Here is a 20,010-nt window from a genome sequence, read left to right on the forward strand (position 1 = left end):
TCGGGCGTCAGACGGCGCCCTCATCGTCTAGCGGCCTAGGACGCCGCCCTTTCACGGCGGTAGCACGGGTTCGAATCCCGTTGGGGGTACGACACACCACCGAGGATGGTCTACAATCTTCTTCGGCCCACTTCTCGCGAGGTGGATCACAGCAAGGCCCTGTGGCGCAGTTGGTTAGCGCGCCGCCCTGTCACGGCGGAGGTCGCGGGTTCAAGTCCCGTCAGGGTCGCGAGTGGCGATGCCCCTTGTTCGCAAGGGGCATCGTGCTTACTGTGGGTGACACCCACAAGGCTCTGTAGCTCAGTTGGTAGAGCGTTCGACTGAAAATCGAAAGGTCACCGGATCGACGCCGGTCGGAGCCACTTCATGCAAGGCCCTCGCTGCGGCGGGGGCTTCTTGCTTTCTCCACTGCGTAGAGTCCCTTCATGGAGCCGATGCGCCTGCACGAAGCGCAGATCGACGTGCCCGACGCGCTGGTCGCCTCCCTGGTCCGCAGCCAGTGCCCGCAGTGGGCGCACCTGCCCCAGCGGCGTCTCGACCACGATGGCACCATCCATCGCGTGCACCTGCTGGGGGACGATGCGGTGGTCCGGGTCCCGATCATCGACTGGGCCGGCGATGAGGCCGGAGACGACGCCCGTCGTCTGCCCGTCCTCGCGGCGGCGCTCAGGCCGGCTGGCATCGCCGTGCCGGAGCTGCTGTTCCGCGGCGAGCCGGGCGAGGGCATGCCCTGGACCTGGGGCATCTGGTCGCGCCTTCCGGGTCGTCACCCACAGCCGGGCGACCCCCACGACGAGGCCGCCGTCGCGCGGGGCATCGCCGACGCGCTGGACGCCGTCGGCACGGTGACGCTCGATTGGGCGCCCGCTCCGGATCCGACCTTCTTCAGCCGCGACGATGGCACGCGCGACAAGGTGGTCGCGCTCGGGTCCCCCGCGGCCCTGGCCGCCTGGGATGCCGCGAGGGATCCCGGACCCGACGAACCGCCGCAGTGGATCCATGGCGACCTCATGCCGGGAAACCTCCTGCTGGAGGGCGAGGGCGCATCGGCCCGACTCACCGGCATCCTCGACTGGGGGGCGTCCGGCCGTGGCGACCGCGGCTTCGATCTGCTCGCCGCCTGGACGTGCATGGGGGCCGGCGCGCGTGCCCTGCTCCTCGACGCGACGCACGCGACCGAGCCTCAGATCGCCCGAGCACGTGCCTACGCCGTGCGCAAGGCGGCGTGGGGAATCGAGTACTACGAGCGCACCCTGCCCGGCTTCGCCCAGCAGCTGCGCTGGGCGCTCGCCCAGGTGGTCGCGGACTATTCCTGACCGTTCACGCGTTTGCGCAGGTGTGCCGATAGACGATGTACTAGGAGCACGCCATCCAGGGAGGAACCATGAGCTCGAACTACGGCAAGATGTTCGCCAACGCGATTCTGGGGGCGGTCGCTGGTCAGTGGATCGCGACCATCAAGTCCGAGGTCGAGGTCGCCAAGATCGAGATCAAGTACAAGAGCCAGCGCCTGGGCATCGGCGCTGCGCTGGTCGCAGCGGCCGCAGTGCTCGCGTTCTTCATGACCGGCGTGCTGATCACCGCGGCCGTGCTGGGCTTCTCGAACGTGATGGAGCCGTGGGGCGCCGCCCTCCTGGTGGCTGGCATCATCCTGGTGTTCGTCCTCATCTTCGGCTTGATCGGCATGAGCCTCATCAAGAAGAACAAGGACCTGTTCCCGAGCGCCTCGATCGAGCGGATCAAGGACAGGATGTAGCCCTGTCGCTCACGCCGGGGAGCCCTTGAGCTCCTGCATCACCTCTGGCCGCGGCCTCGGCTTGCGCTGGGCCAGCCAGACTCCCGTCAGCACGACCGCGGCGCCCACGGGCTCGTACCAGTGGAGCTTCTCCCCCAGCACGAGCACTCCGAGCACCGTGGCCACCACCGGGACCACGTAGGTGACCGACGCAGCGGTGGTCGCCCCCGCGGTCCTGACGATCTTCCAGAACCACACGTACGCGAAGCTCGTCCCGGTCACTCCCAGCGCGATGAGCGCCCACATCGACCAGGAGTCGAGCGCGACGGCGCCGTCACCTGGAGCGGGCGCGCCAAGCGCGAATGGCGCGACGATCAGCACGGACAGCGAGATCTGCGTCGCGGACAGCACCACGGGCGACTCCTGCACGCGGTTCAGCAGCACCCGCGACAGGGTGGACCCGATCCCGTAGCAGGCCGTCGCGCCCAGCATGAAGGCCACTCCCAGTGCGGGGAAGTCGTCCACCTGCCACGCGCCCACCAGGATCGCGATCCCGAACGCGCCCAGCACCAGACCCACCAGCTGCGCCCGGCTCACCCGCTCGGTGGGGATCAGCAGGGCCACGAACAGCGCCGTCCACAGGGGCGTGGTGGCGTTGAGCAGGCTCGCCAGGATCGACGTGATGTGCTGCTGGGCGAGCGGGATCAGGATCAACGGGATGCCGGACAGGAAGGCGCCCACGAGGCCCAGCGCCAGTACCGAGCGCCACGTGAGGCGCGGGAGGCGCCGCATGGCGAGCACCATCGCCATCAGCACCGCCGCGCCGAACAGCAGCCGACCCAGCGCCACCTGGGCGGGCGCGAAGGAGCGCAGCGCGACCTCGATGAACAGGAAGCTCGATCCCCACGCGGCGGACACTCCCAGGAAGTACGGCAGCCAGGCGCGCAGCGGCACATCGGCCAGCGGGCTCACCCGTCACTCCCCACGAGGGCGACGCGCGAGCCCTCGGTGATGGGAGCATCGGTCACCCGCACGCCCTCGTGGGCGAGCAGCGCCGCCTTGATGCCAGGGCCGCCGAATCCGTAGCTTCCCAGGCGCCCGCCGGATGCGATCACGCGGTGGCACGGAACGAACAGTCCCACGGCGTTGCGCGCGCACGCCGTGCCCGCGGCCCGCATCGCTCGTGGCCTGCCGGCCATCTGCGCGAGCTCTTGGTAGGACACCACCTCGCCGGCGGGAACGGTGCGCAGATGCTCCCAGACCTCGACGAAGAACGGGCTGCCCATCAGCGCGACCGGCACCGTGGTGATGGCGTCGCCTCCATCGGCGAGCCACGACTCGACCGCCTCCGCGATCGACGCGACCGGTGCGTCGGTCATGTCCGCATGGACGAGCTCGCGCGGCAGCTGCGCGACCACCTCCCTCAGCGGGCTGAAGCCAGCGGCCCGCACCGTCGCATCGGCTGTGGTGGCGAGGACGTTGAGCTCGCCGAAGGGCGTGTCGAAGCCCATCGCGGACAGCGTGGCGGGCGGCATACGACCAGGGTACGGCGCGCATCAGCCGATGCGGCCTGCCACCGGCGTGCCGACTGGCACCTTTCTTCAGGGGCCGGAGAGAGAAGCAAAGCGGCCCCCGCTCCCCGAAGGGGGCGAGGGCCGCGACCAGCGTCAGTGCGGGGAAGAGCGGGAGTGCTACGGGCGGCGCTGCTCCTGCGCGTCCGCGAGGAGGGCCTGGACCTCTGCCTCGCGGAAGCGGCGGTGGCCGCCCAGGGTGCGAATGGAGGACAGCTTGCCGACCTTCGCCCAGCGCGTCACGGTCTTCGGGTCCACCCGAAAGATCGCAGCAACCTCGCTCGGCGTCAGCAGCTTCTCCGGCTCCTGGACAGTGTCAGCCATCATCTCTAGCTTCCTTCAGTTGAAGAAGACCCCTGAGTCGGGCCTCCGTTGACTGTTGAGAGGGGTGTCGTTCTCGGTTATGACGACGTTTGGTGTGAGATTTCCCCTTTTCTCCCGCTCATCTCCGCCTGGGAGGGACTCGCAACCACGTGCGGCGGCGTTGTAAAGTACGTGTCAGGACTCACCACGCAGGGCCCGCGAGACACGCGCGCCCGCGAAGTACCGGAAGGGACGGCGACATGGGGCGCGGCCGTCAGAAGGCTAAGGACGCGAAGATCGCGCGTCAGCTCAAGTACTCGAACCACGGGGCGGACCTCCGTGACCTCGAGCGCGAGCTCATCAGTGGCGCGGAGCCGCACAGGCGCACGCCCGAGCCGGAGCCTGCCGTCGAGGAGTCCGACGAGTACGTCGACCGCTGGGCGGACGACGACCGCTAGGCCGCTCCACCCTCTCGCCTGACACGGCGAGACCTGGGCCCTGGCATGCCCTGACGCCGCGTGCTCTGGAAGAGCACCCAGATGCCGGCGCCCACTCGAGCAGCCGCATGCGCACGTCTCAGCCTTCGCGAGCGCGGTGACGTGCGCGCGGCAGACGCGCCTGCTGCGCAGCGCGTCTCAGACGGGGCCGGGATGCCGTCAGGCGCGGTAGGCGCCCGTGAGATGCACGGCACCGCCCAGCACGCCCTTGGCGCCACGCACCGTGTCCGGCGAGGCCACCCGGCCGTCGTCCTCGGCGATCTCGCCCAGCACCCAGGCTGGCACGCCGGCAGCGCCGGATGCTGCGACCAGCGCGTCCGCATCCTCCGGCGCCACGATCGCGACCATTCCCACGCCCATGTTGAGCGTCGACTCGAGGTCGGACCACGGCACGGAGCCCGCGGCCTGCACCAGCGAGAACACGGACGGCAGCTCCCACGCGTCGCGTGCCACTGACGCGGCGAGGCCCGCAGGCATCACCCGCGCGACGTTCGCGGCGAGTCCGCCGCCGGTGACGTGCGAGAACGCACGCAGGCCCGGCACGGACGCGGCCAGCGAGACGCACAGCTGCGCGTAGATCCGGGTGGGCTCGAGCAGCTCCTCGCCCACGGTGCGGCCCAGGTCCTCGAGATGGGTGTCGAGCGCCCAGCCCGCGTGCGACACCACGCGACGCACCAGCGAGTAGCCGTTCGAGTGCAGGCCGGAGGAGGCCATCGCGACCACGACATCACCGTCGCGCACGCGATCGGGGCCCAGCAGCGCGGACGCCTCGACCACGCCGATGGCCGCGCCGGCCACGTCGTAGTCGTCGGGCTCCATGACGCCGGGGTGCTCAGCCGTCTCGCCGCCCACCAGTGCAGTGCCTGCCATCTCGCAGCCTTCGGCGATGCCGCGCACGATGTCCGCGATGCGCTCCGGCACCACCTGGCCACACGCGATGTAGTCCGTCATCACCAGGGGCTTGGCGCCGCACACCACGATGTCGTCCACGACCATCGCGACCAGGTCCTGGCCGATGGTGTCGTGCACGTCCATCTGGCGTGCGATCACGATCTTGGTGCCCACGCCGTCGGTGGAGGAGGCGAGAAGGGGCCGCTCGTAGGACTTCAGCGCGGATGCGTCGAACAGGCCCGCGAATGCACCGATCCCGCCCAGCACCTCGGGACCATGGGTGCGCGCCACCGCGGACTTCATGAGCTCGACGGCCTTGTCGCCGGCCTCGGTGTCGACGCCGGCGGCGGCATACGTGATGGGCTCGGACGAGGGCGACGGCACAGGCGTCACGGGGCGACCTCCACGGGCTGGACGGAGAGCAGATGGCGGGCGTCGACGGGCGGCTCGATGGGGTACTCCCCGGTGAAGCACGCGGTGCACAGCTGCGCGCGCGGCTGCTCGGTCGCGGCGATCATGCCCTCGACGGAGATGAAGCCCAGCGAGTCCGCGCCCAGGTGCTCCCGGATGTCCTCCACGGCGTGCCCCACCGCGATGAGCTCCTCTCGAGTCGCGAAGTCGATCCCGTAGAAGCACGGCCATTCGATGGGTGGCGAGGAGATTCGCAGGTGGACCTCGGCGGCGCCGGCCTCGCGCAGCATCGCGACCACCGCACGCTGGGTGTTGCCGCGCACGATCGAGTCGTCGACCACCACCAGCCGCTTGCCCTCGATCTGCTCGCGCAGCGGGTTGAGCTTGAGGCGGATGCCCAGCTGCCGCAGGGTCTGCGAGGGCTGGATGAAGGTACGGCCCACGTAGGCGTTCTTGGTGAGGCCCTGGCCGAACGGGATCCCGGACTCCTGGGCGTACCCGACGGCCGCGGGCGTGCCGGACTCCGGCGTCGGCATCACCATGTCCGCCTCGACCGGGTACTCGCGGGCCAACGTGCGGCCCATCGCGAGCCGGGCGGCGTGGATCGAGCGCCCCGCGATGGCGGTGTCGGGCCGTGCAAGGTAGACGTACTCGAACACGCAGCCCTTGGGGGCGGCATCCGCGAAGCGCTGGGAGTGCACGCCGTTCGCGTCGATGGTGACGAACTCCCCCGGCTCGATCTCGCGGACGAACCGCGCGCCCACGATGTCCAGCGCCGGAGTCTCGGAGGCGACCACCCAGCCGCCGGACGGCAGCTCGCCCAGGACCAGCGGGCGCACGCCCTGCGGATCGCGCGCGGCGTAGACGGTGTCCTCATCCATGAACACGAGGGAGAACGCACCCTGGATGTGCGGAAGCAGCTCGATCGCGGTCTCGGTGAGGGTCTCGAACCGGTCCCATCCCAGCAACGCGGTCAGCACTGCGGTGTCCGTGCCGCCCGCGGCGAGCAGCGCCTCCCGGCGCTCGACTCCCAGGCGCTCCTCGACCAGATCGATGAGGGTGTGCGTGTTGGTCAGGTTGCCGTTGTGGCCCAGCGCGACGGTGCCGTGCTTGGTGGGGCCCAGCGTGGGCTGGGCGTTGGCCCACGTCGACGCGCCGGTGGTCGAGTAGCGCGCGTGCCCCACGGCGAGGTCGCCCTGCAGGGCCTCGAGCGCACCCTCGTCGAACACCTGCGACACGAGCCCCATGTCCTTGAACACGAGGATCTTGTCGCCGGTGGAGGTGGCGATGCCCGCCGACTCCTGGCCGCGGTGCTGCAGCGCATAGAGGCCAAAGTAGGTGAGCTTCGCGACCTCCTCGTTCGGAGCGAAGATGCCGAACACGCCACACGCGTCCTGGGGCCCCTTCTCGCCGGGGTCGAGGTCGTGGTTGAGGCGTCCGTCGCCGCGTCGCGTCACTGGCGCTCCTCACGCTGGCCGGGGTTGTCCTGGGGCCCGTCCCCGGCCGATGCGCGGGGGCCGTTCGTCATGGCGTCGCCGTCGCCGAGCTCGGGGAGGGCGGCAGCCGATGCGGCGGCCTCGCGCTCACGCGCGGCCTTGAGGTAGGCGGGGCTGCGGCGGTCGAGCCCCACGGCGATGACGCCAGCGATCAGGCCGCCGAACAGGCCTATGCCGAGCCCGACCAGGATGCCCACGGTCGCGCGGCCCAGCCCGGTCGAGTTGGGGAGGATCATCCCGCACAGGAAGCCCACCGCGAAGCCGCCTCCGGCGCCTGTTCCCACCACGCGGCCGAACCGGGGTGCGCGGCGAATGCTCGCCGGCACGGCGATGCGGTCGAGCTCCTCGACCGAGGGGGTGCCCTCGGACTCGGGACGGTGGGGGACGTCGCTCACGGGCACCAGTCTAGGCGGCGCCTGCAAGGGCGAGCGCACCCTCCATCCACCACTGCCCAGCGGGGGGACCACCGTTGCAGGTGCCGTCCGACTCCCCTGGCGCCTTGACCCAGGCGACCGCGCGCATCGGCCCGTCGTCGAGGATCTGCGGAGGCTCGCCAAGAGCGCGTCCCGACGGGTTGCACCACTCGCCGTTGGAGCCGTTGCCGTTGCGGGACGTGTCCACGATGAACTCCAGGCCCGTGGCTGCCGCGATGGGCTCGGCCCACGCTCGCTCGTCCTCCGTGCGCTGGTAGTTGGAGGTGTTGGTCGAGAACCCGGCGAGGTGCTCGGTGCCCACGGTCTCGAGCCGAGCGATCACGTCCTCGGGGGCGCGCCATCCCGAGTGCCCCGCGTCCAGGAACACGTCCGCGCCGGCGTCGTCCAGGATCTCCGCCGCTCCCGCGAGCAGTCCTGCACGGTCGCCCTGGCCGTCGCAGTCGCCCATCTGCGCGAGCGCGTCGGGCTCGAGCACGATCCACGTCCGCGAGCCCGCCTCGATGCCGTCGGCGACGTCGCGCACGAAGTCCAGGTACTGGTCCTCCGGCACGCCGCCTGCGCTGTGCAGGCCGCAGTCGCGTCCGGGGATCGCGTAGACCACGAAGAGCGCGACCTGGCCGGCGTCGGCAGCGGCCCGCGTGGTGCCGGCGACGGTGCCCGTGACGTCCTGCATCCACTCGCCCAGCCAGGTCGCCACCGGCTGCTCGGCGATGCGGCGGATGGCGTCCGCATCCGCGTCCCGGCCCGCGGCCTCGAGCTGCGCGACCTGGCCGTCCGCCTGCGAACCGGCGTCGTGGAAGCCCGTCGCGGTCGAGGCCTGGTCGCTGGGTGACGGTGTGGGGCTCGCAGCAGGCGCCTCAGAGGACTCCGGGGCGGCCGATGCGCGGGGGGCCGTGGCGGACGGTTCCGGGTCCGGGGTGGTCGCCTCGGGCGCAGGGTCCACCGAGCATCCGGCGAGCAGGGCGCACGCCACGAGGGCGGCGACGAGAGCGCGCATCAGGACTCCTCGAGAGAGCCGTTACGGGCGAGCTGGAGGGCGAGGGCCTGCGAGAACTGGCCGCGGGTGGGGCCACCGTTGCAGGCGCCGTCCGACTCGCCCACGCGCTTGATCCACACGTACGCGTCGAGAGCGCCCGCGCCCACCAGCCGAGGCGGGACGCCGATGCCTGCCTCCGGCGGGTTGCACGGCTCGGGAGCCTCCACAGGAACCGCTGAGCGCGAGGTGTCCACGATCAGTCCGAGGCCGGGCTCACCGGGGTCCGGACCGGAGCGCGGCGCGTCGACGTCCACGCCCGCGTCCGCGAGCGCCGCCAGCACGGCCTCGCCCGCGGCGAGCTGCTCGCTCACCGCGCGATAGCCGTTGGTTCCCACGGCGATGCCGGCCACGGACTCCAGGTCGAGGCTGGCGAGGCTCGCGGCGATCGCGGCCGGATCGTCCACCACTCCCGCGTCGAGGTAGACCGCCGCGCCCGCATCGGCGAAGGTCGCGGCCGCGTCCGCGACCCACGCTCCGCGCGGGTCGCCCTCACACGAGCCGAGGCTCGCGACCAGTGCGGGCTCGAGCACGATCCATGCCTGAGCGCCGGAGCCTGGCAGCTCCTCCACCAGCACCCGGGACCGTTCGGCATAGAAGTCCGCCAGCTCCGGATCGGACGCGGCCTCCTCGCACGTGTAGTCCCTCATGCCGTAGTACGCGATCAGGCCGATGCGGTCCGCAGCGGCCGCTGCCGTGTACACCTGGTGCGCGTAGTTCGAGATCGCGTCATTGGTGGACCAGGAGCCGATCCAACGGGCCTGCGCCGTTCCCGTGATGCGGCCCATGTGGTCGTAGTCGTCCCAACGCTCCTGCTGCGCGAGCGTGGCAGCCGGCACCACGGCCTTGGTGACGTCCACCAGGAAGTCGCCGGGATCGGGCCACGCGTCGACCTGCGATGCGGGGCGGTCAGGAAACGCCTCGAACGCGTCCTCGCTCGGCGAGGGCGTGGCCGATGCCGGCGTCGCCGGCAGCGCGGAGGCCCCGGTGTCGCCGGTCGGCTCGGGTGCGTTCGCATCGGCCGTGCACGCAGCCAGGGCGAGTGCGCCAGCCGCGGCGAACGCCGCCAGGCGACGGTGAGCCCTGAGGCGGCGGTGCGAAGGCATGAGTCGCATCCAATCGTTTCGACCCTGCCACGTCAAGCGCCGTGGACGTCCAAGCGCCGCCCTCACCGCGGTTGCGGTGCGGGCGGCGCTGATGGACCCCTCAACCCTTGGTGGAGCCGGCGAGCAGTCCGCGGACGAAGTACCGCTGAAGCGAGAAGAACACGATCAGCGGGATGATCATCGAGATGAACGCCGCAGGCGGCACCAGGTAGGCGTACTGACCGTAGTCACCCGCCAGGTTCGAGATCGGGTACGTCAGCGGGTACGTGTCCGCACTTCCGAACACCGCGGAGACCAGCAGGTCGTTCCACACCCACAGGAACTGGAAGATCGCCAGCGACGCCACCGCGGGAAGCGACAGCGGGATGATGATCCGGAAGAACATCTGCGTGTGGCTGGCCCCGTCCACGCGCGCGGCCTCGAGGACCTCGCGCGGGATGTGGCTGACGAAGTTGTGCAGCAGGAACACGGACAGCGGCAGCGCGAAGATCGTGTGCGCGATCCACACGCCCGGGAACTCGCCCGCGAGACCCAGGTTCTCCGGTCCCAGGATGCGCAGCAGCGGGATCAACGCGAGCTGCAGCGGCACCACCTGGAGGGCGAAGATCAGCACGAACAGGAAGTTCGAGCCCTTGAACGGGATCCACGCGAACGCGTAGGCGGCCATGAGCCCCAGGACCACCGGGAACACCACGGACGGCACGGTCACGACGATCGAGTTGAACACGTACTCGAGCAGCGGGGGCGCCGTCGAGTTGTCGCCGAAGGACTCGAAGAGCACCTGGTTGAAGTTCTCGAACGTGAGACCGCCATCGGCCAGCACGGTCCACCAGGCATCGGTGCGGTAGCGGTCGCCGGGGATCAGCGAGGTCATGAACAGCGCGACGGTGGGGATGGTCCACACCATCGCGATGATGATGGCCGCCGCGGTCGCCCACGGACTGGTGAGGTTCTCCTTGGCCTTCGCGGCCTTGGTGAGCGACTTGCCCTTGGTGGGCTTGTCATCCTCGACCGGGTGCTGAGGAGGCATCGTGACGCTCATCAGTGGGTCTCCTTCACCTTGTTCAGCGATCGCACGTTGTAGATGACGACCGGGATGACGAACACGAACAGGATCACCGCGAGCGCGGCACCCAGGGCCTCACGGCCTTCGACGAAGCTCAGGACGTACATGCGGTTCGCGACGATGTCCGTGTTGTCGCGTCCCTGGGTGACTGTCCGAACGATGTCGTAGACCTTGAGGGCCATGATCGTGATGGTGGTGAGCACCACCACGATGGTGCTGCGGATCGACGGGATGGTGATGCGCCAGAAGCGCTGCCATGCGCTCGCGCCGTCCAGCGACGCCGCCTCGTTCATCTCCACCGGAACGCCCTTGATCGCGGCGGAGAGGATGACCATGGCGAAACCGGTCTGGATCCACACCAGGATGATGATGAGCCACAGGGTGTTCCACGGATCGTCGACCAGGAAGTTGTACGGATCGAGGCCCACGAGCGCGCGCAGCGCGTTCAGCATGCCTGTCTGCTCGCCCACCTGGTTGTAGTCGTACATGATGTTGCCCCAGATGACCGAGGCGCCCACGAGCGAGATCGCCATGGGCATGAACACCAGCGACTTGAGGGCCTTCTCGCCCTTGGCGCGGTCGATGAAGACCGCGTAGGCGAGGCCGAAGCCGGTCGACATCAGCGGCACCAGGATCATCCACACGAACGTGTTGAGGATGGTGCGCAGCGTCGAGGGATCGGAGAAGGCGAAACGGTAGTTGTCGAGCCCGATGAACTGCATCGAGGTCGTGAAGACTCCCGTGTCGGGGTCGGGCTCGTTCGTGATCTCGTTGAACGACAGCCAGGTGGTGTCGACGGCCGGGTAGATCAGGCCCACCGCCAGCAGCGCGAGAACCGGGGTCACCAGCACCACGAGCTGCACCTTGTCGCGCGCGCTGCCCTTGATGAGATCAGCGCCGTACATGATGAGCCCAACGATGGCCAGGAACGCCAGGATCGCGAGCGCGGCGAACAACAGGTTGCTTCCCTGAGCTGCCCAGAAGCTCGGCCCCAGGTCTGACGCGGCGTGCAGGCCTGAGCCAGCTGCCATCACAGCGGTCGACGGCATCGTCGACTCCTTTCGTGGAGGGATGGTGGACCGGCGGGACCCACGCTACGCGGGCCCCGCCGGTCCGTCACTCACCTGGGATCAGGGCCAGGCATTCTCGATGTTCGACAGAACGGTGTCGAGCGAGGTTCCGCTCACGTAGTCGTTCATGCCGGTCCAGAACGCCGAGGCGCCCACCTCCGCGGGCATCAGGTCAGATGCGTCGAAGCGGAAGATGGTGTCCTCGCCCTGGAGGATCTCGATCGAGGCCTGTCCGATGGGGCTGGACGCGTTGGCCGGGTCGAGACCCTTGTTCGCGGAGATCACGCCGCCGATGGAGACGCGCTCGTTGGCCCACGTGTCCGAGGACAGGTACGCCTGGAGGGCCTGGGTGGGCTCCTCCTCGTTGAACGCCGCGACGAACTCGCCACCGCCGGTGACGGCCTCGGCGTCGCCCTCAGCGATGTTCGGGGTCAGGAAGGCCCAGATGTCGCCATCCTCGGCCACCATGGTGCCCTCGGGCCACTGCGCCTCGTAGAAGGACGCCTGGTGGTGCAGCGAGCAGGATCCCTCGAGGATCTGCAGGCCGGCCTCCTGGAACGCCGTCTCCACGATCGACGCCGAGTCACCCAGGCCGCCGTTGACGTAGTCCGCGTTCAGCGCGATCTCGCCGAACGACTCGAAGGACTCGGTGATCTCGGGCGACGTGAAGTCGAGGTCGCCCGCGACCCACTGGTCGTATGCCTCGGGTCCGTGCTGGCGCAGGACCAGGTCCTCGATCCAGTCGGTTCCGGACCAGCCCGTCGCGGTGCCGGACTCGAAGCCGATGCACCAGGGCTTGTAGTTGGCTCCGGAGCCACCGTTCTCCGCCATGGTGGCGGTGAGCTCGAGCATCTCGTCCCACGTGGTCGGGACCTCGTAGCCGTTCTCCTCGAACTCCGTGGGCGAGTACCAGACCCAGCCCTTGACGGAAGCCATCAGCGGCGCCGCGTAGAACGTGGTGCCCACGGTGCCGTAGTTCTTCCAGTCCTCGGACCAGAACTCGTCGACGTTCGCTGCGACGGCCTCGGGGGCCGCGACAACGGCGCCGGTGCCGACCACGCGCTGCAGCAGACCGGGCTGCGGGATGATCGCCAGGTCAGGGGCGTTGCCGCCCTCGACGCGAATGTTGATCTCGGTCTCGAACTCGTCGGAGCCGTTGTAGGTCACGTCGATGCCCGTGCAGTCCTCGAACGGGACGATCGACTCCGTGAGCTGCTCAGCCTCGACGCCGGAGATCGTTCCGTAGAGCTCGACCTCGGCGCCCTCGTGCATGCCGTAGTCCGCGAAGTCCTCGCAGCCCTCGGGCATCTCCCCGCCGTCGCCCTCGATCGCGGTGTCCGAGCCATCGGGCTCGGATCCCCCGTCGCCGTCAGACGAACAGCCGGCCAGTACCAGGCCAGCGGCTGCGATCGCCGCTGCCGGTCCAATCCACCTTCTCCTCATGCGCAACACTCCTCTTTCCTTGAGTCGTGCCCCGGCGCGGGGTGCCATCGCACCGGAGCGCAGCACCGCACTTCGCAGCCGCGGGGTTCGCGGACGTCCGTGTCAGCGCTTGCACTACCACCCTAGGCAGGCCACGGGCCCCATGCGATCTCAAAGCCATACCGTCACAGAATCGTGACAAAACGTCTCACAGACCCGCGTCGACCTGGTCCGTGAACGGGAGGTGCGCGGAGAGGTCGCTGCGCTCGCCCGATGCGTCGACCTCCCCGGCCGCCACCGCATCGGCCCACGCCACGCGTCCGGTCACGAGTCCCAGCCACACCACCGCGCTCATCTCGACCACGGCTGGCGGGGTGCCGCGCCGGTGGGAGGGACCCTCGATGCACTGGGTCGCGCCGAACGGTGGCACGCGCACCTCGAGCGCTCCGCCGGGCGCGCGCGAGGCCAGCTCCTCGAGGCTGAAGCGGACGGCGGTCGCCAGGGTCGCACGGTCCACGGTGGGCGCTGCATCCTGGGCGATCGCGACGCCGGGCTGATGCAGGTCCGCCTCGCGGGTGCTCGCGCGCCAGTTCCTCAGGGCTGCGCGTCCGGCGGCAGGGTCGATGCGGCGGCGGGGCGACTTGGCTGCAGTCATGCTCTCAGCGTCGCACAGTCGCGCGCCTCGCCCCTTCCTGCGGGAGGTGGCCTGCCGTGGCGCGGTCAGGCTCAGGCGAAGTGCGCACGGACCGGCGCTGCCCAGGCCTCGCGCAGCTCGGACAGCCGCAGGGTGAACTGGTCCTGCACGTCCAGGACCGCGTCGTCGCCGTCCTCGGTGACTCCCAGGCGGATCGCGGGCACGCCTCGAGCCTCGAGCATCGCCACCAGGCGGGTCTCCTCATCGCGGGGCAGGGCCACCAGCACCCGTCCCTGGGTCTCGGACAGCAGCGCGGTCGCGGCGTCGACGCCGTCGCGCTCGATGATCTCGTCCAGGACGATGCGCGCTCCCACCCCGTAGCGCAGCGCGCCCTGGGCGATCGCTGCGGCCAGGCCGCCCTCGCTCACCTCGCGCGCGGCGTCGATGAGGCCGTCGCGGCTCGCGGAGACCATGACCTCGGCCAGCACCTTCTCGGCCTCGATGTCGACGGCCGGCGGCAGCCCGCCCAGGTGGCCGGACAGCTCGGCGTAGCGGGAGCCGTTCAGGTCCGCGCCGGTGGTGCCCAACAGGTAGAGCAGCTGGCCGCCCTTGCGCCAGCCGGACGGGGTGACGCGCTCGACGGTGTCGAGGATGCCCAGCATGCCGACGATGGCATTGGGGTTGATCGACGAGTCGATCCGCCCCGGCTCGCCGGTGCCGTTGTACAGCGAGACGTTGCCACCGGTGACCGGCACGCCCAGCTCCGCGCACACATCTGCCAGCCCGCGGATCGCCTCGACGAACTGCCACATCGCGTCCGGGTCCTCGGGCGAGCCGAAGTTGAGACCGTCGGTGATGGCCGTGGGGACGGCGCCGGCGAGCGCGACAGCCCGGTAGGCGGCGACCACCGCGTGGCGGGCGCCGTTGTAGGGATCGAGCTTGGTGTAGCGGTCGTTGCTGCGCGTGGCGATCGCGACGCCGCGACCCGAGGACTCGTCCACGCGCACCACGCCCACCGTGTCCGGGCGGGCCAGCGCGGTGTTGCCCTGGACGTAGCGGTCGTAGCGGTCAGTGATCCATGAGCGGTCCGCGAGGTTGGGGCTCGCCATCAGCTCGACCACGGCGTCGCGCAGAGCGTCGCCCGAGGCGGGGAGCTGGGCCGAGAACGCATCGGCCTGCAGCGTGTCCATCCATGCCGGGCGCGCGTAGGGGCGGTCGTAGGTGGGGCCCTCGTGCGCGACGGTGCGCGGGTCGACGTCGACGATGCGCTGGCCGTGGTGGTCGATCGTGAGGCGGCCGGAGTCGTTGACCTCGCCCACCACGGAGGACTCGACGTCCCACTTGGCGGCGATCTCCATGAACTCATCGAGCTTGTCCGGCGTCACCACCGCCATCATGCGCTCCTGCGACTCGGACATGAGGATCTCACCGGCGTTCAGCGTGGGATCGCGCAGCAGCACGTCGTCGAGCCAGACGTGCATCCCCCCGGAGCCGTTCGAGGCCAGCTCGGAGGTCGCGCACGAGATGCCCGCAGCGCCCAGGTCCTGGATGCCCTGCACCACGTCCGCACGGAACAGCTCGAGGCAGCACTCGATGAGCACCTTCTCCATGAACGGGTCGCCCACCTGGACGGACGGCCGCTTGGCGGGCACGCCGTCCTCGAAGGTCTCGGACGCCAGGATGCTCGCGCCGCCGATGCCGTCGCCTCCCGTGCGTGCGCCGAACAGCACCACCTTGTTGCCCACGCCCTCCGCGCTGGCCAGGTGGATGTCCTCGTGCCTCATCACGCCCACGCACAGGGCGTTCACCAGCGGGTTGCCCTGATAGCTGGGGTCGAAGAGCGAGCCACCGCCGATGTTGGGCAGGCCCAGCGAGTTGCCGTAGCTGCCCACGCCCTCGACCACGCCGTGCACCACGCGCGCCGTGTCGGGGTGATCGATGGCGCCGAAGCGCAGCTCGTCCATGCCCGCCACCGGGCGCGCGCCCATCGCGAGGATGTCGCGGACGATGCCGCCCACACCCGTCGCGGCGCCCTGCATGGGCTCCACGTAGGACGGGTGATTGTGGGACTCGATCTTGAACGTCACGGCCCAGCCGTCGCCGATGTCCACCACGCCGGCGTTCTCGCCCATGCCCACCATGAGGCGCTCCTTCATGGCCTCGGTGGTCTTCTCGCCGAACTGCTTGAGGTGGATCTTCGAGGACTTGTAGCTGCAGTGCTCGGACCACATCACGGAGTACATCGCGAGCTCGGCGGCGGTGGGGCGACGGCCCAGCAGGTCGACGATGCGCTGGTACTCGTCCGGCTTGAGCCCCAGCTCCGCGAACGGCATCTCCTGATCGGGGGTGGCTGCGGCAGCATCCACGGTGTCCAGGTTCTGCGCGGGGTCGAGCTGCGGAGCGGGTGCGTCGGTCATGAGATCCCTTGGAAGCGAGGCGGCCGGGCGTACGTGGCACAGACTACCCGCGCGCGTGACGGCCACCGGGCCCGCGCATCGGCCGTCAGCCGACGTCGCGGCGGCAGGGGCGTCAGCGGGCCCTGTGCGCCTCGACCGCCGCGCGAGCGGCGCGCAGCACGTCCGTGTGGTCCATGCCGGCGGCGCGCACATGGAGGTGGTCCAGTCCCTCCCAGTCGTACGCCGTGATGCCGTCGACGCTGCCCACGATCTCGCCGATGCGCTCAGCCGCGGCGGAGCCCAGCACGGACTCCACCGATGGCGACACCCAGAGCACGTGCGTGAAGCCGTCGCGGCGCGACGTGCCGCAGTCGATGAGCACGGCCGCGGCCACGGTGGAGGGCGCGGCGGCCGGGGCGAGGTGCTCGCCACGGCGCCGGCCCGGCAGGTCTGCGGGAGCGTCCTCGTCGCGGGCCGGGGTGAAGGCATCGGCGCCTCGCTCGAGACCCTGGGCAAGGGTCGAGAGCACGCCGTCCTTGCGATCGTCGCCGCTCGCGTGTGCCATCACGTCAGTCCTATCGGCCGATTCGTCCGTTTCCATGACAACGCACAAGCGCGCTGTTGTGAACCCCTCGTGACGAATCAGACATGTCGCCCTCGTTGCGACGGAGCACCACGGCTCTAGGGTGAGCGCATGGAATGGGCCGGGCTCGTCATCGCCGCATGCGCCGTGGGACTGGGCGCCGTGCTGGGCGTGCGCCTCCAGCGCGCGCACGCGCAGATCGCGTCGCTCGAGCAGCAGCTCGCGCGCGACACGGAGGCGGAGCGTGCCCTGGCCGCCGCCGCGGAGCGCGCTCGCATCGCGCGCGAGATGCACGACGTCGTGGCCCACACCCTGTCCGTGGTGGTCGCGCAGGCCGACGGCGGGCGCTTCGCCGCCGCCGAGGACCCCGAGGCCGCGACCCGGGCCTTGGGCACCATCAGCGAGGTGGGCCGCTCCGCGCTGGGCGAGATGCGCGCGCTCCTGGGACTGCTGCGTGACGCCGACGACGAGGCCGCGCTGGGCCCGCAGCCCAGCATCGAGGACATCCCGGCGTTGGTGGCGGCCACGCGCGACGGCGGCCTGGACGTGAGCTTCGTGACCACCGGCACCCCGCGGCCGCTGCCCATCGGCGCTGGCCTCGCGCTGTACCGGATCGCGCAGGAGGCGCTCACCAACGTGCTGAAGCACGCCGGGCCCGCACCGCGCGCCTTCGTGCAGCTCACGTGGGAGGACGGCGCGCTGGTGCTGACGGTCTCGGACGACGGCCGGGGAGCCGCCGCGCGCGACGACGGCAACGGCCAGGGGCTCGCGGGCATGCGCGAGCGCGCGACCGTCTTTGGCGGCACGCTGAGCGCCGGGCCCCGCGCGGGCGGCGGCTACCTGGTGCGCGCGACGCTGCCGCGATCCTCCTGACGTCGCCCCGGCGCGCGACCGGGCATACTGGCGCCCATGACCGGCACCGATGAGCGCGAGATCCTCACCTGGCAGGGCTACGGCGACGCGTCGCGCGAGATCGCGCAGATGGTGGTCGACTCCGGGTACGAGCCCGAGGTGGTGGTGGCCGTCGCACGCGGCGGGCTTCCGGTGGGTGGCGCGCTGGCCTACGCACTGGGCACCAAGGGCGTGGGGACCCTGAACGTGGAGTTCTACACGGGCATCGATGAGCGGCTGCCTGCCCCCGTGCTGCTGCCGCCCCTGCTGGACACGGATGCGATGTCCGGACTGCGCGTGCTGATCGCGGACGACGTCGCGGACACGGGCGAGACGCTCGCGCTGGTGAAGGACCTCATGGCTCAGCACGCCGGGGAGGTGCGCACCGCCGTGCTCTACGCGAAGCCGCGATCCATCATCGAGCCCGACTACGTGTGGAAGCGCACCGACCAGTGGATCACCTTCCCCTGGTCCGCACTGCCGCCCGTGACTTCGGGCGCGGCCCACCCGGAGCAGGGATGACCATCCGCGTCGCGCTGGTCGACGACCAGCAGCTGATCCGTGCGGGCTTCCGCATGGTCGTGGACTCGCAGGCGGACATGGAGGTGGTCGCGGAGGCCGGGGACGGCGCCGCCGCGGTGGAGACGCTCACAGCGCTTCGCGAGCCCGCCGACGTGGTGCTCATGGACGTGCGCATGCCGGGCACCGACGGGATCGAGGCATGCCGCGCCATCGCCGATGCGCTTCCCACGCGAGTGGTCATCCTCACCACGTTCGACCTGGATGAGTACGTGCTGTCCGCGATCAAGGCGGGCGCGAGCGGCTTCCTGCTCAAGGATGCGCCGCCTGAGGACCTGCTCGCCGCGATCCGCACGGTCTTCTCTGGCGACGCGGTGATCGCGCCATCGTCCACGCGGCGCCTGCTCGCGAAGGTGGCGACGCTGGACGCAGAGCCCGCCGATGCGCACGCTCTGGCGCAGCTCACGGACCGCGAGCGCGAGGTGCTCACCCTCATGGCGCGCGGGCGGTCCAACCAGGAGATCTGCGCAGAGCTGTTCCTGGCCGAGCCGACGGTCAAGACCCATGTGGGCCGGGTGCTCGCCAAGATGGGCGCCCGGGACCGCGTTCAGGCCGTGGTCATGGCCTTCGAGGCGGGGCTGGTGCGCCCGCAGGGCTGATGTCAGTGCGATGCGCTTGGCTGACGGCATGACCAGCCCTCCTGCCGAGCGACCTCAGCCGTGCTCCGAGCTCGTGCCCTCACTGGCGCGCGGCATCGACGAGGCGGGCTACGCGATCTTCCGCGCGTGCGCGTCCGGCACGGACAACACCGTGGTGTCGCCCGCCTCGATAGGGCTCGCGTTCGGGATGGCCGATGCCGGGGCGAGCGGGCAGCTCGCCGTCGCCATCGCGGCGGGGTTCGGGCTTCCGGCGTCGGGACGGGAGCGGCTGGCGGCGTTCAACGCCTACCAGCAGCGGCTGTCGACCGCACCGGACGCCGCGAGCGCGGACCCGGCGACCGGCGAGGCCGTCGAGCCGCCCACCGTGGTCGTGGCGAACAGGGTCTTCACCGACGCAGGGGACGAGCCTCGACCCGAGTACCGCGAGGTGCTGGCGACGTGGTTCGGCGCGGGCGCGGAGTCCGTGCCCCTGCGGACCGAGCCCGGCGCGGCGGCGGAGCGCATGAACGCCTGGGTCGACGAGCACACGCAGGGCCTCGTTCGCGACCTGTTCGCGGCGGAGTCGTTCTCCGAGGCGTCACGGCTGGTGCTGCTGAACGCGCTGGCGATGACGGCGACCTGGCGCGACGAGCTCCTGCCGGAGGACACGGAGGACGAGCCCTTCACGCGGCTCGACGGCTCCCAGGTGGACGTGCCCCTCATGGATGCGACGGCAACCGCCGCGGGCGTCGCGGAGATCGACGGAGGCGTGGCCGCCGCGCTGGCGTATGCGGGCGGACAGCTCGAGATGGTGGTCATCGTGCCCGAGTCCGGGCGCTTCGAGCAGATGCGGGACCGCATGGGCACGGCACTGATGGAGGAGCTCGACCTGTCGTGGCTGCACTCCGGCTGCACGGTGAGACTTCCGCGCTTCGAGGCAGCCTCCACCGTCGCCCTCCGGGACGTGATGGCGGACGCGCTCGGGGTCGAGGGCCTCTTCGACACGGATGGCCTCGACGGCATCGGCGATCATCTCCAGATCGCGGACGCGATCCACGCCACCAGCGTGATCGTGGACGAGAAGGGCACGGAGGCGGCGGCTGTCACCGGCATCGGCATCGCGCTCACGGGCGCGCCTCTCGAGTGGCTGGACGTGCGAGCGGACCAGCCTTTCCTCTACGTGATCCGGGACGTCGACACCGGCGCGGCGCTGTTCGTGGGACAGGTGCTCGACCCGTCTCCGTGAGGCGAGACTCATACCCGGGTATCACGCGAAGACCACACCCCAGTCCGATGCGCCTGCCCCTGCCTCGG

Annotated in this window: 21 protein-coding genes and 3 tRNA genes; 10 read left to right on the top strand and 14 right to left on the bottom strand. The window is 70.5% G+C overall.

Annotated elements, in window-relative coordinates:
* The first annotated feature begins 16 nt into the window (after positions 1-16).
* From Dac01nite_RS03380 to Dac01nite_RS03400, 5 genes are all read left to right on the top strand, one after another.
* Positions 17-89: transfer RNA gene (locus tag Dac01nite_RS03380), tRNA-Glu, on the top strand.
* Positions 90-155: 66 nt separating this feature from the next.
* A tRNA-Asp gene (locus Dac01nite_RS03385) sits at positions 156-229 on the top strand.
* A gap of 60 nt (positions 230-289) precedes the next feature.
* A tRNA-Phe gene (locus Dac01nite_RS03390) sits at positions 290-362 on the top strand.
* A 63-nt stretch (positions 363-425) separates the two neighbouring features.
* Positions 426-1,316 carry a phosphotransferase gene (locus tag Dac01nite_RS03395; protein ID WP_203653373.1) on the top strand — a complete coding sequence of 297 codons (891 nt, stop codon included), beginning with the start codon at positions 426-428 and terminating at the stop codon, positions 1,314-1,316.
* A 68-nt stretch (positions 1,317-1,384) separates the two neighbouring features.
* On the top strand, positions 1,385-1,756 hold the full coding sequence (locus tag Dac01nite_RS03400; protein ID WP_203653374.1) for a phage holin family protein: 372 nt from the start codon (positions 1,385-1,387) through the stop codon (positions 1,754-1,756).
* 9 nt (positions 1,757-1,765) lie between these two features.
* On the opposite strand, the gene Dac01nite_RS03405 is transcribed toward Dac01nite_RS03400, so the two are convergent.
* The 3 genes from Dac01nite_RS03405 to Dac01nite_RS03415 all read right to left on the bottom strand — a co-directional run bounded on the left by Dac01nite_RS03405 (position 1,766) and on the right by Dac01nite_RS03415 (position 3,630).
* The gene (locus tag Dac01nite_RS03405; RefSeq protein WP_203653376.1) at positions 1,766-2,707 is read right to left on the bottom strand and encodes a DMT family transporter; all 942 of its coding nucleotides are present in this window, start codon (positions 2,705-2,707) and stop codon (positions 1,766-1,768) included.
* Entirely contained in the window at positions 2,704-3,270 is a 567-nt protein-coding gene (locus Dac01nite_RS03410; protein WP_239066477.1) for a methylated-DNA--[protein]-cysteine S-methyltransferase, read from the bottom strand. The genes Dac01nite_RS03405 and Dac01nite_RS03410 overlap by 4 nt, the downstream gene beginning before the upstream one ends.
* Positions 3,271-3,426: 156 nt before the next feature.
* Complete coding sequence (locus Dac01nite_RS03415; protein ID WP_203653756.1) at positions 3,427-3,630, bottom strand: BldC family transcriptional regulator; 204 nt, start codon at positions 3,628-3,630, stop codon at positions 3,427-3,429.
* 239 nt (positions 3,631-3,869) lie between these two features.
* Here Dac01nite_RS03415 and Dac01nite_RS03420 point away from each other — a divergent pair, with 239 nt between their 5' ends.
* Complete coding sequence (locus Dac01nite_RS03420; RefSeq protein ID WP_203653377.1) at positions 3,870-4,067, top strand: DUF3073 domain-containing protein; 198 nt, start codon at positions 3,870-3,872, stop codon at positions 4,065-4,067.
* 198 nt (positions 4,068-4,265) lie between these two features.
* On the opposite strand, the gene purM is transcribed toward Dac01nite_RS03420, so the two are convergent.
* The 11 genes from purM to Dac01nite_RS03475 form a co-directional block, all read right to left on the bottom strand.
* Positions 4,266-5,390 carry a phosphoribosylformylglycinamidine cyclo-ligase gene (gene purM, locus Dac01nite_RS03425; RefSeq protein ID WP_239066478.1) on the bottom strand — a complete coding sequence of 375 codons (1,125 nt, stop codon included), beginning with the start codon at positions 5,388-5,390 and terminating at the stop codon, positions 4,266-4,268.
* The gene (gene purF, locus Dac01nite_RS03430) at positions 5,387-6,865 is read right to left on the bottom strand and encodes an amidophosphoribosyltransferase (RefSeq protein ID WP_203653379.1); all 1,479 of its coding nucleotides are present in this window, start codon (positions 6,863-6,865) and stop codon (positions 5,387-5,389) included. The genes purM and purF overlap by 4 nt, the downstream gene beginning before the upstream one ends.
* Complete coding sequence (locus tag Dac01nite_RS03435; RefSeq protein ID WP_203653380.1) at positions 6,862-7,299, bottom strand: hypothetical protein; 438 nt, start codon at positions 7,297-7,299, stop codon at positions 6,862-6,864. The genes purF and Dac01nite_RS03435 overlap by 4 nt, the downstream gene beginning before the upstream one ends.
* Positions 7,300-7,309: 10 nt before the next feature.
* A complete protein-coding gene (locus Dac01nite_RS03440; RefSeq protein ID WP_203653382.1) occupies positions 7,310-8,335 on the bottom strand; it encodes a glycoside hydrolase family 6 protein in 1,026 nt (341 codons plus the stop codon).
* A complete protein-coding gene (locus tag Dac01nite_RS03445; protein ID WP_203653384.1) occupies positions 8,335-9,477 on the bottom strand; it encodes a glycoside hydrolase family 6 protein in 1,143 nt (380 codons plus the stop codon). The genes Dac01nite_RS03440 and Dac01nite_RS03445 overlap by 1 nt, the downstream gene beginning before the upstream one ends.
* A gap of 100 nt (positions 9,478-9,577) precedes the next feature.
* The gene (locus Dac01nite_RS03450) at positions 9,578-10,519 is read right to left on the bottom strand and encodes a carbohydrate ABC transporter permease (RefSeq protein ID WP_203653385.1); all 942 of its coding nucleotides are present in this window, start codon (positions 10,517-10,519) and stop codon (positions 9,578-9,580) included.
* Positions 10,519-11,592 (bottom strand): carbohydrate ABC transporter permease, encoded by a 1,074-nt coding sequence (locus Dac01nite_RS03455; protein WP_239066479.1) that lies wholly within the window; start codon positions 11,590-11,592, stop codon positions 10,519-10,521. The genes Dac01nite_RS03450 and Dac01nite_RS03455 overlap by 1 nt, the downstream gene beginning before the upstream one ends.
* An 81-nt stretch (positions 11,593-11,673) precedes the next feature.
* Positions 11,674-13,056: an ABC transporter substrate-binding protein gene (locus Dac01nite_RS03460; RefSeq protein ID WP_203653387.1), complete on the bottom strand. Its 1,383-nt coding sequence runs from the start codon at positions 13,054-13,056 to the stop codon at positions 11,674-11,676.
* 187 nt (positions 13,057-13,243) lie between these two features.
* A complete protein-coding gene (locus Dac01nite_RS03465; protein ID WP_203653389.1) occupies positions 13,244-13,690 on the bottom strand; it encodes a sterol carrier family protein in 447 nt (148 codons plus the stop codon).
* Between the two features lie 71 nt (positions 13,691-13,761).
* On the bottom strand, positions 13,762-16,086 hold the full coding sequence (purL, locus tag Dac01nite_RS03470; RefSeq protein ID WP_203653391.1) for a phosphoribosylformylglycinamidine synthase subunit PurL: 2,325 nt from the start codon (positions 16,084-16,086) through the stop codon (positions 13,762-13,764).
* A gap of 112 nt (positions 16,087-16,198) precedes the next feature.
* Positions 16,199-16,630, bottom strand: coding sequence for a hypothetical protein (locus Dac01nite_RS03475; RefSeq protein WP_203653393.1), 432 nt, complete (start codon positions 16,628-16,630; stop codon positions 16,199-16,201).
* Positions 16,631-16,759: 129 nt separating this feature from the next.
* Between Dac01nite_RS03475 and Dac01nite_RS03480 the strand changes: the two genes are divergently transcribed.
* The 4 genes from Dac01nite_RS03480 to Dac01nite_RS03495 are packed head-to-tail and all read left to right on the top strand — an operon-like array spanning position 16,760 to position 19,942.
* Entirely contained in the window at positions 16,760-17,521 is a 762-nt protein-coding gene (locus Dac01nite_RS03480; RefSeq protein ID WP_203653394.1) for a sensor histidine kinase, read from the top strand.
* A gap of 36 nt (positions 17,522-17,557) precedes the next feature.
* The gene (locus Dac01nite_RS03485) at positions 17,558-18,061 is read left to right on the top strand and encodes a phosphoribosyltransferase (RefSeq protein ID WP_203653395.1); all 504 of its coding nucleotides are present in this window, start codon (positions 17,558-17,560) and stop codon (positions 18,059-18,061) included.
* Positions 18,058-18,717, top strand: a complete 660-nt coding sequence (locus Dac01nite_RS03490) for a response regulator (RefSeq protein WP_203653397.1) — start codon at positions 18,058-18,060, stop codon at positions 18,715-18,717. The genes Dac01nite_RS03485 and Dac01nite_RS03490 overlap by 4 nt, the downstream gene beginning before the upstream one ends.
* A gap of 28 nt (positions 18,718-18,745) precedes the next feature.
* Positions 18,746-19,942 carry a serpin family protein gene (locus Dac01nite_RS03495; RefSeq protein ID WP_203653399.1) on the top strand — a complete coding sequence of 399 codons (1,197 nt, stop codon included), beginning with the start codon at positions 18,746-18,748 and terminating at the stop codon, positions 19,940-19,942.
* The last annotated feature ends 68 nt before the right edge of the window (positions 19,943-20,010 follow it).

Source organism: Demequina activiva (assembly GCF_016862815.1).
Taxonomy (GTDB): Bacteria; Actinomycetota; Actinomycetes; order Actinomycetales; family Demequinaceae; genus Demequina; species Demequina activiva.